14 protein-coding genes are annotated in these 17464 nt (G+C 72.2%); 10 read left to right on the top strand and 4 right to left on the bottom strand.

What is annotated here, in order from left to right; translation table 11 throughout:
• The first annotated feature begins 149 nt into the window (after positions 1-149).
• The 9 genes from AB0637_RS07525 to AB0637_RS07565 all read left to right on the top strand — a co-directional run bounded on the left by AB0637_RS07525 (position 150) and on the right by AB0637_RS07565 (position 11452).
• Complete coding sequence (locus AB0637_RS07525; protein ID WP_366170920.1) at positions 150-1538, top strand: sugar ABC transporter substrate-binding protein; 1389 nt, start codon at positions 150-152, stop codon at positions 1536-1538.
• The gene (locus AB0637_RS07530) at positions 1535-2509 is read left to right on the top strand and encodes a sugar ABC transporter permease (protein ID WP_366170922.1); all 975 of its coding nucleotides are present in this window, start codon (positions 1535-1537) and stop codon (positions 2507-2509) included. Before AB0637_RS07525 ends, AB0637_RS07530 begins: the two co-directional genes overlap by 4 nt.
• Complete coding sequence (locus AB0637_RS07535) at positions 2506-3363, top strand: carbohydrate ABC transporter permease (RefSeq protein ID WP_366170924.1); 858 nt, start codon at positions 2506-2508, stop codon at positions 3361-3363. The genes AB0637_RS07530 and AB0637_RS07535 overlap by 4 nt, the downstream gene beginning before the upstream one ends.
• 23 nt (positions 3364-3386) lie before the next feature.
• A complete protein-coding gene (locus AB0637_RS07540) occupies positions 3387-4766 on the top strand; it encodes an LLM class flavin-dependent oxidoreductase (RefSeq protein WP_366170926.1) in 1380 nt (459 codons plus the stop codon).
• A gap of 28 nt (positions 4767-4794) precedes the next feature.
• Positions 4795-5991 (top strand): acyl-CoA dehydrogenase family protein, encoded by a 1197-nt coding sequence (locus tag AB0637_RS07545; protein ID WP_366170928.1) that lies wholly within the window; start codon positions 4795-4797, stop codon positions 5989-5991.
• Between the two features lie 129 nt (positions 5992-6120).
• Entirely contained in the window at positions 6121-7002 is an 882-nt protein-coding gene (locus AB0637_RS07550; RefSeq protein ID WP_366171085.1) for an ABC transporter permease, read from the top strand.
• A complete protein-coding gene (locus AB0637_RS07555) occupies positions 7002-7997 on the top strand; it encodes an ABC transporter permease (protein ID WP_366170930.1) in 996 nt (331 codons plus the stop codon). Before AB0637_RS07550 ends, AB0637_RS07555 begins: the two co-directional genes overlap by 1 nt.
• Before the next feature lie 30 nt (positions 7998-8027).
• Entirely contained in the window at positions 8028-9728 is a 1701-nt protein-coding gene (locus tag AB0637_RS07560) for an ABC transporter substrate-binding protein (protein WP_366170932.1), read from the top strand.
• Positions 9725-11452 carry an ABC transporter ATP-binding protein gene (locus tag AB0637_RS07565; protein ID WP_366170934.1) on the top strand — a complete coding sequence of 576 codons (1728 nt, stop codon included), beginning with the start codon at positions 9725-9727 and terminating at the stop codon, positions 11450-11452. Before AB0637_RS07560 ends, AB0637_RS07565 begins: the two co-directional genes overlap by 4 nt.
• A gap of 166 nt (positions 11453-11618) precedes the next feature.
• Here the strand turns inward: AB0637_RS07565 and AB0637_RS07570 are convergent, their stop codons facing one another.
• From AB0637_RS07570 to AB0637_RS07580, 3 genes are all read right to left on the bottom strand, one after another.
• Positions 11619-12494 (bottom strand): hypothetical protein, encoded by an 876-nt coding sequence (locus tag AB0637_RS07570; RefSeq protein WP_366170936.1) that lies wholly within the window; start codon positions 12492-12494, stop codon positions 11619-11621.
• 63 nt (positions 12495-12557) lie between these two features.
• Positions 12558-13826: a glycoside hydrolase family 27 protein gene (locus AB0637_RS07575; protein WP_366170938.1), complete on the bottom strand. Its 1269-nt coding sequence runs from the start codon at positions 13824-13826 to the stop codon at positions 12558-12560.
• Entirely contained in the window at positions 13823-15196 is a 1374-nt protein-coding gene (locus AB0637_RS07580) for an alpha-glucosidase/alpha-galactosidase (RefSeq protein WP_366170940.1), read from the bottom strand. Before AB0637_RS07580 ends, AB0637_RS07575 begins: the two co-directional genes overlap by 4 nt.
• An 83-nt stretch (positions 15197-15279) precedes the next feature.
• Between AB0637_RS07580 and AB0637_RS07585 the strand changes: the two genes are divergently transcribed.
• Complete coding sequence (locus AB0637_RS07585; protein WP_366170942.1) at positions 15280-16116, top strand: helix-turn-helix domain-containing protein; 837 nt, start codon at positions 15280-15282, stop codon at positions 16114-16116.
• Here the strand turns inward: AB0637_RS07585 and AB0637_RS07590 are convergent.
• A complete protein-coding gene (locus tag AB0637_RS07590; protein WP_366170944.1) occupies positions 16097-17461 on the bottom strand; it encodes a sugar ABC transporter substrate-binding protein in 1365 nt (454 codons plus the stop codon). The genes AB0637_RS07585 and AB0637_RS07590 overlap by 20 nt on opposite strands.
• Between the last annotated feature and the right edge of the window lie 3 nt (positions 17462-17464).

Consider the following 17464-nt stretch of genomic DNA (forward strand, 5'->3'; position numbering starts at 1 on the left):
CTCGGCGCACCAGGGGACGTCAGCCGCAGCCTGACCGGCCGCCGCACGTCCCCGGGGCCATCGCCCCGCCCTCCCCGCACCGCACGAGCGCGCCGTTCCGCGCGCACCCCCCGACGGACGTCCCGTCCGCCTACCCCCGGAGCACCGCCATGTCCGCGCCCCGTCGCACCCCCCTGCCCCAGCCCGCCCCGTCGGCCGCCGCCCGCCTCGTCGCCAGCCGCCGCCGCATCCTGTCCGGCGCCCTCGGGGTCGGCGCCCTGGCCGCCACCGGCACCCTCGCGGCCTGCGGCGAGGGGTCCGCCGCGTCGGGTCTGGCCGCGCAGAAGGCCGTCGACCTCAAGGGCGCGACGCTCAAGCTCATGGTCAACCAGCCGCACGTGCTGGCCTTCACGGACCTGCTCGGGAAGAAGTTCGCCGACGAGTTCGGCGGCAAGCTCGATGTCACGGCCGTCCCCTACGACCAGCTGACGAGCAAGCAGATCCTCGACGTGCAGGGCGGCGACGGCGAGTTCGACGTCTTCGACTACTTCTACTTCGGCCTGGGCGAGCTGGTGAACGCCGACGCCCTCGTCGACCTCACCGAGTGGATCGGCGCCAACGGCGAGATCGGCACGGACGACTTCCTCCCGTCGATCTACGACCCGTACACGCTCATCGACGGCAAGCGGTACGGCCTGCCCTTCGACGGCGACACCCACGTCCTCTACTACAACGCCGAGGTCTTCGAGCGGTACGGCGTGGAGCCGCCGAAGACCTGGGACGAGTACGACGCGGCCGCCGAGAAGATCACCAAGGACTCCGGCGGCGCGGTCTACGGCGCCATCGTCGAGGGGCAGCAGGTCCCGATGATCCTGGGCTGCTCCTTCATCAACCGTCTCGCGGGCTACGGCGGGACGCTCGTGGACTCCGACGGCAAGCCCGCCTTCGCGGGCGAGGAGGGCCTCGCGGCGCTGCAGCACCTCATCGACGTCTCCCCCTCCGCCCTGCCGACGCCGCTGCAGACGGGCTTCGACCAGGCCAACTCGGCCTTCCTGTCCGGGCAGGGCGCCATGCTCGACACCTGGACCGACCTCGGCCTCAAGGCGCAGGACCCGTCGAGCTCGAAGATCGTCGACAAGTGGGGCGTCGTCACGCTGCCGGTCGGCGGGAAGAACACGACGCCGCGCACGGCCCTCGACGCGGGCTTCGGCCTCGGGGTGTCGAGCGCCTCGAAGCAGCAGGACAAGGCGGCGGCCTTCGTGGAGTGGGCGACGAACAAGGAGAACAACCTCCTGCTCGCCTCGACCGCCGGTTCGGGCATCGACCCGGCCCGCAAGTCGGTGCTCGACGCGGACTCGTACGCGCAGGCGGCCGGCAAGGCCACCGACGTCATCCGCGAGGGCCTGGACGGCACGCCGCTGGCGTGGCCGAGCCGGCAGGGCGCCCCGAAGGCGCTGCAGGACCTCGTCGACCAGCTGGCGCTCGCGATCCAGGGGCAGACGCCGCCGCAGGCCGCGCTCGACAAGGCCGCGGAGAGCTGGGAGAAGGAACTCGGATGACGCAGCTCGACGAACAGCGCGGGGAACGGACGCGGGCCGGGGTCCCGAGGCCCCGCCGCGGATCCGCTCCCGGAGGCCGGCGGGCGGTCCCCGGCCGGCACCGGCCCGGGCACGTCTCGACCTGGCTGGCGGCGCCCAGCCTGGCCGGGCTCGCCCTCATGCTCGTCTACCCCACGCTGTTCGTCGTCGCGCTGGCGGTGACGAAGTCCTCGCTGGCCCGACCGCTGCAGCGGTTCACCGGGACGGAGAACTTCGTGGACGCGTGGGGGTCCCTCGCGTTCGCCGGCTCCCTGGTCCGGTCGGTCGTGTTCGCCGTCGTCGCCGCCCTCGCGGCCACGCTGATCGGCGTGCTGCTGGCCCTGCTGCTGCACGCCCGCGGGACGCGCTTCGGCGTCGTCGGGACGGTCCTCCTGCTACCGCTCGTCACCCCGCCCGTCATGGTCGGGGTGGCGTGGAAGCTCATGCTCGCCCCCGTCGGCGGCGCGTTCGGCGGGTTGTTCTCCGCCCTGGGGTTCCCCGGGGCGAACCCGTTGGGCGACAGCGTGGGTGCGTTCGGCGCCCTCGTCGTCATGCACGTCTGGCAGTGGACCCCGCTCGTCACGCTGCTCGTGTTCGCGGCACTGCTCGGGGTTCCCGAGGAACTGCGCGAAGCGGCCGCCCTCGACGGGGCCGGCGCGTTCCGGTCGTTCACGAACGTCGTGTGGCCCGTCGTCGCGCCGAACGTGTTCTCGGTGCTCCTGCTCGAACTCGTCATCGGGCTCAAGGTGTTCGACCTCGTGACGGTCGTGACCCAGGGCGGGCCGGGCGTCTCCACCATCGTCTCCAGCTTCGAGATCTTCAGGACGGGCATGCGCGGCAGCTACGAGATCGGCACGGCGGCGGCGGAGACCCTCGTCTTCGGCCTCGTCGTGGGTGTCCTGACCACCGTCGTCACGCTGCTGCGGGCGCGCGCCGTGAAGGCCGACCAGTGAGCGCGACGACGGTTCCGAGCGCCCGGCGTGCGACGACCCCGGCGGCGACGTTGCGCCGCGGGGGGATCCGCGTCGTCCTCGCGGTCGTCGCGTTCGTGGCGCTGCTGCCGCTGCTGTTCCTCGTCTCGCTGTCGCTGCGCAGCGTCGACGACATCGCCAACGGCGGCTGGCTTCCCAGCGTCTTCGTGTGGTCGAACTTCTCGAAGGCGTTCTCGACGGTCCCGCTGTCGACGATGCTCGCGAACTCCTGGGTCGTCGCCGTCGGCGCGACGGTGCTGACCTCGCTCGTGGCGGTCCCCGCCGCGTACGTCACGGCCCGCGCCGGGGTGCGCGGGGAACGGCTGCAGACGGTGCTGCTCGCGAGCTACTGCGCGCCGCCGATCGTCGCCGTGCTGCCCCTGTACTACCTGCTCAAGCAGGCGGACCTGACGAACACCGCCATCGGGCTCGTCCTGGTCAACGGCCTGGCGAACGTGCCCGTCGCCGTCTGGCTGCTGGACGGTTTCGTCCGGCGCATCCCGGTGGAGATCGAGGAGGCCGGCTGGGTGGACGGGCTGTCGACCACCGGCGGCCTCGTGCGCCTCGTGCTGCCGCTGCTCGCCCCGGGCCTGGTGGCCGCGCTGCTCATCTGCCTGTTCCTGTCGTACAACGAGTTCCTCTTCGCCGTGTCGTTCTCCCAGAGCACCGACAGCCAGACCCTCCCGGTCGGGTTGTCCCTGTTCCAGGGCGACCGCACCGTGCAGTTCGGCCAGCAGGCGGCGGCCTCGCTCGTCGGGATCGTCCCGATGTACGTGCTCGCCGTGCTCGCCCAGAAGTGGCTCGTCGGCGGACTGTCCGCCGGCGCCGTCAAATGACCCGCCCCGAGATGGAGACCCCCGTGACCGAACCCCGCAGGGTGCACCTCAACGCGTTCGACATGACCTGCGTCGGGCACCAGTCCCCCGGGCTGTGGCGCCACCCGGACGACGAGTCCCACCGGTTCGACGACATCCGCTACTGGACGGAACTCGCCAAGCTCCTCGAACGCGGCAAGTTCGACTCCCTCTTCATCGCCGACGTCCTGGGGATCTACGACGTCTACCAGGGCGGCCCGGAGACGGCGCTGCGCGAGTCGACCCAGGTGCCCGTCGGCGACCCCATGCTCGCCGTCTCGGCGATGGGCGCGGTGACCGAGCACCTCGGGTTCGGCGTGACGGTGTCGCTGACCTACGAGCAGCCGTACTCCTTCGCCCGCAAGATGGCGACGCTGGACCACTACACGAACGGCCGGGTCGGCTGGAACGTGGTGACGAGCTACCTGGAGTCCGCGGCCAGGAACCTGGGCCTGTCGACCCAGATCTCCCACGACGAGCGCTACGAGCTCGGCGAGGAGTTCATGGAGGTCGTCTACAAGCTGTGGGAGGGCTCCTGGGAGGACGACGCCGTCGTCCGCGACGCCGAGGCCGGGGTGTTCACCGACCCCGCGAAGGTCCACCCGATCGAGCACCACGGGAAGTTCTTCGACGTCCCCGGCATCGGGTTGACCGCCCCCTCGCCCCAGCGCACCCCGGTGATCTTCCAGGCCGGCGCCTCCCCGCGCGGGATCGGGTTCGCCGCCCGCCACGGGGAGGCGATCTTCAACACCGCCACGCGCCCCGAGGTCATGCGGCCGTGGGTCGACCGGTTGCGCGCCCAGGCCGCGCAAGCCGGTCGCGACCCGCGCAGCGTCAAGGTCTTCACCCTCGTCACGATCATCACCGCCCCCACCGACGAGGAGGCGCGCGCCAAGTACGAGGAGTACGCGCAGTACGTCTCCTACGACGGCGCCCTCAACCTCTACGGCGGCTGGAGCGGCCTGGACCTGTCGAGCTACCCGCCGGACGAGCCGCTGGAGTACGCCGAGACGCAGGCCGTCCGCAGCGCCGTCGAGGCGTTCTCCACCGCCGACCCCGACCGCAAGTGGACCCCGCGCGACATCGCGAACTGGGTCGGCATCGGCGGGATGGGCGCGGTCGTCGTCGGGTCGCCGTCCACCGTGGCCGACGAGCTGCAGCGGTGGATGGAGGTCGGCGACGTCGACGGGTTCAACTGCGCCTACGCCATCACGCCCGGGACGTTCGAGGACCTCGTCGAGCTCGTCGTCCCCGAACTGCAGCGCCGTGGCGTCTACCCGACGGAGTACGAGGGCGAGACGCTGCGCGAGACGATCTACGGCAAGGGACAGGTCCACGTGCGCGACGACCACCCCGCGGCCGCCTTCCGCGCCTCGAACCGCTGACCCGACCAGAGAACCCCAGGAGACCCGCATGACCACCCGCGACCAGGCCCTCGACGCCGCCCGCGACGAAGTGTTGGACGCCGCCCGCGGCGTGGCGAACCACCTCGGCCTCGACGCCCTCGAACGCGACCGCGCGAACGCCGAGCCCTTCACCGAGGCCGAACTGCTGCGCAAGGCCGGGTTGCCGGCCGTCCTGCTCCCGACGTCCATCGGGGGTGCGGGGCTGCCGTGGTCGGTCGCGCTCGACGTCGTGAAGGAGATCGCCCGCACCGACGGGTCGATCGCCCAGCTCCTGGCGTACCACTACGTCAACGCGCACAACCTCGTCTGGGTGGCCGACGACGCGGGCCGGCAGCGGTGGGGGGTCCCGACCGCCGAGCAGCAGTGGCTGTGGGGCGACTCGGTGAACCCCGTCGACCCGGACCTGCAGCTGCGGCCGGACCCCGAGGTCGACGGCGGCTGGATCCTGTCCGGCACCAAGAACTTCTCCACCGGGGCGAGCGTCGGTGACGTCACCGTCGTCGGCGGCCTGACCGACGACGGCCGCGACCTCCTCGTCGTGGTCCCGCGCGAGACGCCGGGGTTCGTCAAGGGCGGCGACTGGGACAACCTCGGCCAGCGGTTGTCGGCGTCGGGGTCGGTGCGGTTCGAGGACGTGCGGATCGCCCCGGACGCCGTGCTGGGCTCGGCGTCGACGAGCGGGGCCTTCGGGTCCCTCGTCACCCCGGCCATCCAGGCGGCGTTCGGGCACTTCTACCTCGGGGTGACCCGCGGGGCGCTGGAGACGGCGGCGGAGTACACCCGCACGACGTCCCGGCCGTGGCTGCTGTCGGACGTCCAGGACGCCGTCGAGGACCCGTACGTCCTCGCCACCTACGGCCGCCTCGTCGCGCGGTTGCGGGCGGCGGAGGCCCTCGGTCGCAGCGTCGGGGAGTCCCTCTCGCAGGCCCACGCGCGCGGCGCCGACCTCACGTGGGCCGAACGCGGCGAGGTGGCCGAGGAGATCGCGGCCCTCAAGGTCGTCTCCTCCGACCTGGCCGTCGAGGCGACGTCGGCGATCTACGAGGTGACCGGCGCGCGGGCGTCGTCGAACAGGTACGGGTTCGACCGGTTCTGGCGCAACGTCCGCACCCACACGCTGCACGACCCGGTGCAGTACAAGGCGCGCGAGGTCGGCAACCACTTCCTCACCGGTGCCCACCCGGAGTTCACGCTCTACACCTGAGTCACACTGGTCCCGACCGTCCGACCCGTGCCTCCCCCCAGGTGACCTGTGACCGCTCCCCCACCCCCACCGGTCCGCGCCGTGGCCGGCCCCGACCCCCGGCGCGGCCGGTGGCGACGTTCCGCGCTCGTGCGGGCCGTCGTCGAACGCCGGCCCGCGACGGTCGGTGCCGTGCTCATCGCGGGGTTCGTGCTGCTCGCGCTCGCGGCGCCGCTCATCTCGCGGATCACCGGGCAGGACCCGTACACCTACGACAAGTTCGCCCTCGACCCCGCGACCGGGTTGCCGGCCGGGCCCCTGGGCGGGATCAGTTCCGAGCACTGGTTCGGGGTCGAACCCCTCACGGGCCGCGACGTGTTCGCGATGGTGGCGCACGGGGCGAGGACGTCGTTCCTCATCGGGGTCCTCGCCACGGCCCTCGCCGTCGTGCTCGGGGTCGTCATCGGCGCGAGCGCGGGCTACCTGGGCGGCTGGTGGGACCGGGTGGTCGGCTGGACCGGTGACGTGATCTTCGGTTTCCCCTACCTCGTGTTCATGATCGCCCTCAGCGCCGTCGCACCCCCGCAGGTGCCACGGACGCTGCTCCTGGTCGTCGCCATCGGGTTCTTCGGCTGGCCCCGCGTGGCCCGCGTCGTCCGGTCGGCGACGCTGGGCGTGGCCCGTCGCGACTTCGTCCGCGCCTCGCAGGTCATGGGGTCGCCGACCTGGCGGACGCTGACGCGACGCGTCGTGCCGAACCTGTGGGGGCCGGTCGTCGTCGTCGCGACGCTGTCGATCCCCGAGCGCATCGGTCTCGAGGCGGCCCTGTCCTTCCTCGGCGTCGGCGTGCGCCCACCCACCCCGAGCTGGGGACGGTCGATCTCCGACGCCATCGCCTGGGTGCAGACCGACCCGATGCTCCTGGTCTTCCCGGGGCTGGCCCTGTTCGGCGCGACCCTGGCGTTCAACCTCCTCGGCGACGGCCTGCGCGACGCGCTGGACCCGCGCACCGCGCGGGAGGGGGCGCACTGATGGCCTCCGCCCGGTACGTCCTCCTCCGGCTCGCCAGCGGCGCCGGTGTCCTGCTCGTCGTGGCGTTCGTGACGTTCGCCGTCTTCAACCTGCTGCCCTCGGACCCGGCGCAGCTGTCCTGCGGCCGGCCCTGCACGCCGGAGAACCTCGCCCTGGCCAAGGGGTTCATGGGGCTGGACCACCCCTGGTACCAGCAGTTCGGGCAGTTCCTCGCCGGCATCGTCACGGGCCGCACGTTCGGCACCGGGGCGACGGCCGTCGTCTGCCCGGCCCCGTGCTTCGGCTACTCGTTCCAGGAGACCGCGCCCGTCGTCCAGCTCATCGCCGACCGGCTGCCGGTGACGGTGTCGCTGGCCCTGGGCGCGGCCGTCCTGTGGCTCGTCGTCGGCGTCGCGCTCGGCGTCGTCGCGGCGCTGCGCCGCGGAACGGCCGTCGACCACCTGCTGGGCGGCCTGTCGGTCGTCGGCGTCTCGGCGCCCGTCTACCTGCTCGGGCTGCTCGGCATCCTCCTGCTGGGGTTCACCCTCGACGTCGTCCCCGTCAGCGGGTACGTCGCGCTCACGCAGTCGCCGCTCGACTGGGCCTGGCACCTCGTGCTGCCGTGGATCGTCCTCGCGCTCATCAACGGGGCGGTCTACGTGCGGCTGGCCCGCGGGCAGATGCTCGAGGTGCTGTCGGAGGACTACATCCGCACCGCGCGGGCCAAGGGCCTGCGCGAGCGCACGGTCGTCGGCAAGCACGCCCTGCGCAACGTCACGCTGCCGCTCGTGACGCTCTTCGGCCTCGACCTCGGCGGGCTGCTCGGGGGCGCCGTCATCACCGAGAAGACGTTCGGCATGCCCGGCGTCGGGAGCCTGCTCCTGGACGCCGTCGGCCAGCTCGACCTCCCCCTGCTGCTGGGGACGACGCTCTTCGCGGCGTTCCTCATCGTCGTCGCGAACATCGTCGTCGACCTCGTCTACGGGTTCCTCGACCCCCGCGCCCGCCTCACCTGAACCCACCGCTCGTCCCCTGGAAGGTCTCCCGTGAACACCCACTCCTCCCCCAGCCGCCGTCTCGTCCTCGCCGGGCTCGGCGCGACGTCCTTCCTCGCCGCGTGCGGTGCCAACGAGCGGCAGGGTTCCGGTTCCGGGCAGTCCTCGGGATCGACGCCGACCAAGGGCGGGACCCTGACCGTGCTCGTCTCCTCGACGAGCACGAACTTCGACCCGGCCAAGAGCCAGAGCCTGGCCATCACCTCCCTGGGGCTCGTGCACCGCCGCCTCACGACCTGGAAGGTCGAGTCCGGCAAACCCGCCGAACTCGTCCCGGACCTCGCCACCGACGTCGGCACGACGAGCGACGACGGCACGACGTGGACCTTCACGCTCAAGGACGGGCTGATGTTCTCCGACGGCTCCCCGATCCGGGCGGCCGACGTGAAGTGGGGTCTGGAACGCTCGTTCGCGGCGTCGTTCAGCGGCGGCCTGACCTACCACAAGGACCTGCTGGCGGGGGCCGCCGGCTACACCGGACCGTTCGAGGGCGCACGGCTCGCCTCGATCGCCACCCCCGACGAGAAGACCCTCGTCTTCACCCTCGCCCGGCCGTACGGGGACTGGGGCTGGGTCGCGAGCACCCCGGCGTTCGCCCCCGTCCCCGAGGGCAAGGGCGCCGAGGCCGACTACGGCCTGAAGCCCCTCGCCTCGGGGCCCTACGTCGTCTCGGCCGTGCAGCAGGGCGTGAAGATCGAGATGTCCCGCAACGAGCACTGGAGCGCCTCGACCGACGACGTGCGTCCCGCCTACCCGGACTCGGTGGTGTTCTCCCTCGGCCAGGCCACCGACGTGGTCTCGCAGCGCCTGGCCGCCGACTCCAGCGCCGACCAGACCGCGTTCGGTGCGGGTTTCGTCTCCCCCGCCCAGCTGGTCCAGGTGAGCAGCAACCCCTCGGCCAAGGGTCGGCTCGTCACGTCGGAGTCCGGCGCGCTGGCGTTCCTCGCGCTCAACACCCGGCGCGGGCCCCTGCAGGACGTGCAGGTGCGCAAGGCCTTCCAGTACGCCGTCGACAAGGCGGCGTTCCAGGTGGCGACGGCCGGCACGGCCGCGCTGGCCGGCGAGGTCGCGACGACGCTCATCACCGACGGCATCGCCGGCCGGGAGGAGTTCGACCTCTACCCGACCGACCCGTCGGGCGACCCGGCCAAGGCGAAGGAACTGCTCGCCGCGGCCGGCCACCCGCAGGGCCTGTCCGGGCTCAAGCTGCTCGTCAGCCAGTCCAACAACGGCCCCGCGCAGGCCCAGGCGGTCCAGGCGTCCCTGGCCAAGGCCGGCATCGGCGTGGACCTGCAGGTCCTGGACGAGGACGCGTACTACGCGGCGATCAACACGGTGAACGCCGACGAGTACGACCTGGCGCTGGCGTCGTGGCAGCCTGATTTCCCGAGCCCGAACGCCAACCTGCAGCCCCTGTTCGCGACCTCGGCCATCGGCAACGGCGGCTACAACTCCGCCCGGTACTCCAGCCCGTCCGTCGACGCCGCGATCGCGACGGCGCAGGCGACCGTCGACACCGACGCCGCGGCGAAGGCCTGGGTGGCCGTCGACAAGGCCGTCATGGCGGACTCCCCCGTCGTGCCGCTCATCTACACCCGCAACTCGTTCCTGCGCGGGTCGAAGGTGACGAACTTCTTCATCGGCGCCTTCCCGGCGTACCCGAACTACCTGGCGGTGGGTGTGAGCTCGTGACGCCCACCGCGGGAGGACCTCTGCTCTCGGTCCGGGACCTGCGGATCGTCTTCGGTGCGGGTCCGTCGGCGACGACCGCCGTCGACGGCGCCTCGTGGGACCTCGGCCGGGGCGAGGTGCTGGCGGTCGTCGGCGAGTCCGGCTCCGGCAAGAGCGTCACGGCGCTGTCCCTGCTGGGGTTGTTGCCCCGTTCGGCGCACGTCACCGGTCACGCCGACCTCGCCGGGCACGGCGACCTCTTCGCCCTGTCGGGTGAACCGTTGCGCCGACTGCGCGGCGCGGTGGTCTCCATGGTGTTCCAGGACCCCGGCAGCACGCTCAACCCGGTCCTGACGATCGGCGACCAGCTCGCCGAAGCGGTCCGCGTCCACCGGCCCGGCACGAGCCGGGCGGCGGCGCGGGCCCGGGCCCTGGACCTCCTCGAGACCGTGCGGCTGCCCGACCCCGCGTCGCGGGTGCGCGCCTACCCGCACCAGCTGTCCGGCGGGCAGCTGCAACGCGTCGTGATCGCCATGGCGCTGGCCGACGAACCCGCTGTGGTCGTCGCGGACGAGCCCACGACGGCGCTCGACGTGACGGTGCAGGCCGACGTCCTCGACCTGCTGCGGGACCTCACGGTGAGGCGCGGGACGTCCGTCGTGCTCATCACGCACGACATGGGGGTGGTGGCCGACCTCGCCGACCGCGTCGTCGTCCTGCGCCACGGCGAGGTCGTGGAGACCGGGACCGTGCGCGAGGTGCTCCGGTCCCCGCGAGCGGAGTACACGCGGGAACTGCTGGCCGCCGTGCCGCAGCTGCCCGCCGCTCACCTCGACACGGAGGTGGTGTCCGGAGAACGCGACCACCGGGCGGTCCCGGACGACCCGGCGCGCTCCTCCCTGCCCGGCACCGACCCCGGGATCGAGGTCCCGGTCCTGGACGTCCGGGGCGTCTCCGTGACGTACGGCGGTCGGTGGCGGCAGGAGGGGCTGCGCGCCCTCGACGGTGTGGACCTGCGGATCGGCGCCGGCCGGGTGCTGGGCCTCGTCGGGGAGTCGGGGTCCGGCAAGAGCACGCTCGCCGGGGTCGTCAACGGACTCGTCCGACCCACCCAGGGGTCGGTGCGCATCAGCGGCGTCGACCCGACAACGCTGCGCGGCAAGGCGTTGCGAGCGGTGCGGGCCCGTGTCGGGGTGGTCTTCCAGAACCCGTACTCCTCGCTGGACCCGCGGGCGAGCGTGGCCGACTCCGTCGCCGAACCCCTCCTCCTGCACACCGACGCCCCGCCCCGCGAGGTCCGCGACCGGGTGGCGGGGTTGCTCGACGCCGTCGCCCTGCCCGCGGGCAGCGGCGACCGGTTCCCGCACGAGCTGTCCGGCGGCCAGCGCCAGCGCGTCGCCATCGCCCGCGCCATCGCCCTCGGTCCGGACCTGCTCATCGCCGACGAACCCACGAGCGCGCTCGACGTGTCGGTGCAGGCGCGGGTCCTGGACCTGCTGGCCGACCTGCGGGGGCGGTTCGGCTTCGCGTGCCTCTTCATCACGCACGACCTCGCCGTGGTCGGCCAGGTCGCCGACCGCATCGCCGTGCTGCACCGCGGCCGCGTCGTCGAGGAGGGTCCTGCCGAGGCCGTGCTGACCCGCCCGATGCACCCCTACACGCGCCGCCTCGTCGCCGCCGCCCCCGTCACCGACCCCGACGAGCAACACCGCCGCCGCACCGCCTGGCGCGCCCTCCCCGCCTGACCCCCACCCCGACGCCCCCACCCCGCCCCGCCCCGCCCCGCCCCCCACCCCGCGCGGAAAACACTCTTTCCGCCCTTCGAAATGCTTTTCGGAGGGCGGAGAGAGTGTTTTCCGCGCGGGCCTGTGACGGGTGGCGACGGGGCGTGACGATTTGGGGTGGGGCGGGCTAGGAGGTGGGGCGGAGGTCGCCGTCGACGCGCGGCTCACCGTGACGGGGGGCCGCGTCCAGCGCTGCCCGATCCGTCGTGACCGCCACCGCCACCGGGCCGGGGGCCCCTGCGCCCGGGCCGCGGGGGCCTGGCCTCGTCAACTCCAGGCTCGCGAGGTGCTTCTGCAACCTCCTCGACATGGGCAGGAAGGTCCCCAGGGTCAGGCCCCCGGACAGCACGGCCCCGACCACCGGGACGACCTTGGCGACGCCGTGGGCGAACAGGGTCTTGCTCATCCGCACGCCGAGCTGCCGGGCGACCTTCTTGACGACGGGGTAGACGACCCCCCGCGCGAGCGCCTGCCGCGGGAGCCGCTTCGTCGCGTTGGCCGCGACCATCCCCGCGACCCTGACCACGCCGTTCTGCGCCACGTGCACACCGACCATGACCCCCACGAAGAGGATCAGCATGCCCTGCGTCGCCTCGTCGACCTCGTCGGCGTCCTCGTCGAAGAGTTCCGGCCAGCTGTGGAGGTAGGCGAGCTTCTGCGCGACCCGCAGCATGTGCCCCACGTACTGGGCGAGGTCCGCGGGAACGGCTCCGACCACCGCCAGCCCACCGGGCAGCCCCGCGAGGGTCGACAGGCCCGTGACCCTGGTCGTCTCGAAGGCGATGGAGGTCCTGGCGGCGGCGTCGACGACCTCGGGGGGAACGCCTGCGGCCGCCGGCCCGACGACGACCGCTCGCTCGATCTGCTCGTCGGTGCAGTACCGCTTGAGGGCGGACCGGAGGTAGCCGGCGCGGTCGATCCTCACCCCGGGCACCCGCGCGGCGGCGTCCAGCACGCCGGCGACGGTCGAGCCGCCGCCCTCGACCACGTCAGCGTGCCCCATGGGCGGATGGTATCCGCGGGTCCGGGAGCCCGTCCCTGCGCGCCGACGACCCGCCCCCTCGGATCACCGAGGGTCGTGGCGGAGGAGGACGCAGCCGTGGGGCTCGAGGTGGACGGGGACCGCCGTGCTGCCGGGGGCGACACCGCGGGTGGCGTCCTCCTGGACCGTCACGGCCACGGTCGGCACGACCTCACCCGTCCAGACGTCGTGGACCGTTCCGAGCCGGGCCGGCAGGTCGACGTCCTGGCTGTCCAGGGCGACGTCGAGGGGTTCGGAGCCGAGGTTGAAGGCGGCCACGAAACCCTTCCCGTCCGGGCCCTGCGCCGACCACAGGACGAGCGGGTCCTCGCGGAACACCTCGCGGTTCCCGGTGGCCTCCAGGACCGCGAGCACGTCGGGGTTCGTGAACAGCGCCACGGTCGCGGGGTCGGAGGAGGGCAGGTCGCCACCGATCATCAGCGGTGAGCGCGCCACGACCCACAACGTCAGCAGGGTCCGGCGCTCGGCCGGGGTCAGGCGGTCGTCGCGCGCTTCCCCGCGTTCGGCGCGCAACCCGATCCGGCCGAGCGGCAGCATGTCCCCGTCCGGCCAGCCCTCGGGACCGGCGTGCGGGGCCCACCGGGCGAAGCGCGCGAAGTTCGCCTCGACGTCCTCCCACCGGTCCCACAGGTCGTCGCAGATGCGCCACATGGTCGCGTTCCGGCGCAGGTGCGGGAGCCGGGACAGCGACAGGTCCCGCCCCGGCGACAGGCTCACGGCGATGTCCCGCCCGCACCGGCGCACGGCCCGCGCGAACGCCTCGACCTCGGCGGCCTGGTACGGCCACAGCATGTCGTCGACCTTGACGAAGTCGACGCCCCAGGAGGCGTAGAGCTCCAGCACCGAGTCGTAGTACGCCTGCGCCCCGGGGTGGGAGTGGTCGAGCCCGAGCATGTCGGGGTTCCACTCGCAGACGTTGGTGCGGTCCGCGAACGGGGTCCGGGCGTCCACCGCGAGCCGGGGCACGCCGCGCATGACGTGGATGCCGAACTTCAACCCCAGGGCGTGCACCTGCGCGGCGAGCGGGCCGAACCCCGCGCCCCCGGCCGCGCTGGGGAACCGGCCGGGGTCGGGGACGAGCCGGCCCGCGGCGTCCAGGCACAGGGGTGCACCCTCGTTGTAGCCGTGGGCCTTGGCCGTCGGGTCGGACCAGTCGATGTCCACGACGACGGTGTCCCACCCGAACGGCAGGAGGTGCTCGGCCAGGAACCGCGCGTTGGCGAGCACCTCCGCCTCGGTCACCGTGGTGCCGTAGCAGTCCCAGCTGTTCCAGCCCATCGGCGGTCTGGTCATGCGCGCAGAGCCTCCGGCAGCCGCTCGGCGTGCGCGGTGAGCAGTTCCTCCGTCATGGCCCGGATCTGCTCGAGGGTGAGCAGGGCCGCCGTCAGCGGGTCCAGGGCCACGGCGTGGAACACGTTCTCGCGGTTCCCGGTCAGCGCGGCCTGCACGGCCAGCGTCTGGACGTTGACGTTGGTGCGGTTCAGCGCGGCGAGCTGCAGCGGCAGCTCCCCGATCGACGTCGGCTGCACCCCGTTCTCGTCGACGAGGCACGGCACCTCGACGCACGCGTCGGCCGGGAGGTTGGCGATGACACCGGGGCCGTTGGGCACGTTGCCGTAGACGACGCTCGGGACGCCCGTCACGACGGAATTCACGATGGACGCGCCGTACTCCACGCTCGGCGCGAGCTCCTCCTTGAGCTTGGCCAGCTGGGTGTCGATGTCGCCCTGGTCGTCGTGACCCACGCAGATCTCGTAGTAGTCCCAGCGCTCGGGGATGTAGTGCTCGACCATCTCGGGGGTCTTGCGGAAGTACGGCAGGTACTCCGAGGCGTGGTGGCTCGACTCGGTCTCGAAGTACCCGAAGGCGTTCATCAGCGTCGTGCGGACCTGCTCGTTGCCGCCCTCGTAGGTGCTGGCGGCCTGCGCGGCCTCGCTGTGGTCGCCGTCGTCGCCGGCCAGCTCCTGGGCGCCACGACCGGCGACGTGCTTCTCGTTCATCACCTCGCGCAGCCGCGGGTAGAGGTCCTCCTGGCCACGGCGGAACTTCAGGATCCACGCCTGGTGGTTGATGCCGGCCGACAGGTAGTTCACCTCGTCGTAGGGGACGTCCAGCGTGCGGGCCAGCATGCGGGTGGTCCCCTGCACGCTGTGGCACAGCCCCACGGTCTTCAGACCCTTGGCGTTGAGGAACGCCGTGGCCATGGCCATCGGGTTCGCGTAGTTGATGAACACGGCGTCCGGGCAGACCTCGAGCGCGTCGGCCGCGATGGCCTCGTAGGCCGGGACGGACCGCAGGAACCGGAAGACCCCTCCGGGGCCGAGCGTGTCGCCGACGGTCTGGTCGATGCCGTACCGGCGCGGGATGAGGACGTCGTCCTTGTACGCCTCCACGCCGCCGACCTGGAACGTGATGATGACGAAGTCCGCCCCGTCGAGGGCGGTCCGGCGGTCGGTCGTCTCCTCGACCTGGGCGTCGAACCCGTGGTGGGCGACGAGCTTGCGGGCCGCGTCGGCGACCGGGCCGAGCTTGTCGGGACGGACGTCCATGAGGCACAGCCGGGCCGACTGCAGGGCCGGGAAGCTGAGGATGTCGCCGATGAGGCGGAACGGGAAGACGAAACCACCGGCGCCGATGATGGTGATCTTGGGGCTCTGCGTCATGTCCCCAGGCTAGGTGCGGAACCGCACTCAGGGCCTCCGTGGCGCCCACGAGAAGTTCCAGCATCCTCAGGTACCGTGGCCCCATGGACGTCGCCGAGCCGGCCCTGTGGGTGCACCGGGGATCCGCGCCCCCCATGCGCGAGTTCCACCGCCACGACGACGTCGAGGTCAACGTGGCGGTGCGGGGTTCGCTGGAGTACCTGCTGGGGGGCCGTCGAGTCACGGTGCCCGAGGGGCACACGGCCATGTTCTGGGCCGCCGTCCCGCACCGCCTCGTCCCGCCGCGCGAGCCGCAGGACAGCGACATCTGCTGGATCCACCTGCCGTTGGCCGCGGTGCTGCGCTGGACGCTGCCCGAGGGCGCCGCGGCGCGCATCCTGTCCCACGGGGTGCTGGTCGTCCCCACGGGCGCCGTCGGGGACCACGTCGTCCCCCAGTTCGGCACGTGGCAACGGGACCTGGCGTCGGGGGCGGACCCGGGGACGGTCCTGCTGGAGGGTCACGCCCTGGTGCTGAGGATCCTGGCACACGGGCAAGTCGAGGCGGAGGCCCCCGCAGCGCCCCGCACCGACCTGCGGCCCGTCGCGCGGATGGCCCGTTTCACGGCCGAGAACTTCCGGTCCGCGATCTCCCCGGCCGACATCGCCCGGGCGGCGAACCTCAACCCGAACTACGCCACGACCCTCTTCCGCTCCACCGTCGGGGTGACCCTCGGCGAGCAGCTCCTGCGGCACCGGATCGCCGAGGCGCAGCGCCTGCTGCTGACGACGTCGATGACGACGGCGGCTGTCGCCCATGCAGCCGGGTTCGGGTCGGGGAGCAGCCTCTACGCCCACTTCTCGAAGGCGTGCGGCTGCTCCCCCGGCGCCTACCGCGCCACCCGGACCGTCGGCTCGGCGGTCACCGCTTCGGGGCGGTGAACAGGGCGTTCACCTTGTCGTTCGCCGCGGTGAGGCTGTCGACGTCGGCGTTGAAGGCCATGACGTTGTCCATGGCCGACGACATGATCGACTGGAACTCCGCCCCGTTGAGGACGGCCGGGTAGGGGAACGTCGTCCCCTGCTCGACCTGGTCGGTGAAGGCGCTGATGTCGAAGCCGGTCTTGCCCAGCGAGGCCTTCGACGTCTCGACGGTGCTCGCGATGGCTGGCATGACGACCCCGGCCTTCGCCACTTCGGACTGGCACTCCTCCGAGGCGAGGTACTTCACCCACTTCCACGCCGCACCCTTGACCTTCGACGACGTCGAGATCGAGTCCGCGAGGGAGTTCTGCATGGCCGAGCGCTTGCCCGACGGCCCGATCGGGGTCGGTGCCAGTGCCAGGTCGACACCCTTGAGCTTGCCGTAGTTGGCCGTCTGCCAGGACCCCTCGCTGACGATGGCGTACCGGCCCGCCTGCATCTGCTGGTCCGGCGACCCGCCCTCGGTGAAGGCCAGCGGCGGCATGTAGCCCTTCTCGATGAGCCCGCGCCACCAGGAGTACGTCTCCTGGAACCGGGGGTCGTCGTAGTTGAACTTCGTGCCCCACATCTCCTTGTCGGCGTAGGTCCACCCCGTGGTCATGGCGAGGTAGCTCCACTCGACTTGGCCGAAGGGTGCCCCGGAGGAGCCCAGACCCAGCCCGTACGTCTTCACCTTCGACTTGTCGAAGCCCGGTTCGTCACCGCGGACGCCGTTCTCGTCCACGGTCAGGTGGGCGATGACCTTCTCGTAGGTGCCACCGTCCTGCGGGTTCCAGGTGAGGTTCTTCATGTCCTCGACCGAGATGCCCGCGTCCTTGGCCATGGTCTCGTTGTAGAAGAGCCCGATCGTGTCGAAGTCCTTGGGCAGGCCGTAGCGCTTGCCGTCCGGGCCGATCCACAGGTCGGTCGTGCCGGGGACGTAGGCGTCGAGGTCGATGCCCGCGTCCTGCACCTGCTGGTCGATGGGCACGATGAGGCCGCGTTCGGCGAACTCGCCGTAGCGCTGGGTGTGGTCGGCGAAGACGTCCGGGGCGGAGTTGGCGACGAACCCCGTGAACAGCTTGTTCCAGTAGTCGTCCCAGCCGAACTGCTCGATCTGGATCTCGATGTCCGGGTTCTCGGTCTCGAAGGTGTTGGCGCACTGCTGGTAGGCCGGCAGCTGGGCCGACTCCCACAGCCAGTAGGTGACGGTGCCCGTCTGGCCGTCCGCGCCGGGGTCGACGCCGTAGGTGCCGCAGCCCGTCAGCATCGCCGCGGTGCCGGCGGCGGCCACGGCCGTGCGCAGTCTTCTGGAGAGCTTCACAGC

The sequence above is a fragment of the Kineococcus sp. NPDC059986 genome (assembly GCF_040702905.1).
GTDB lineage: Bacteria > Actinomycetota > Actinomycetes > Actinomycetales > Kineococcaceae > Kineococcus.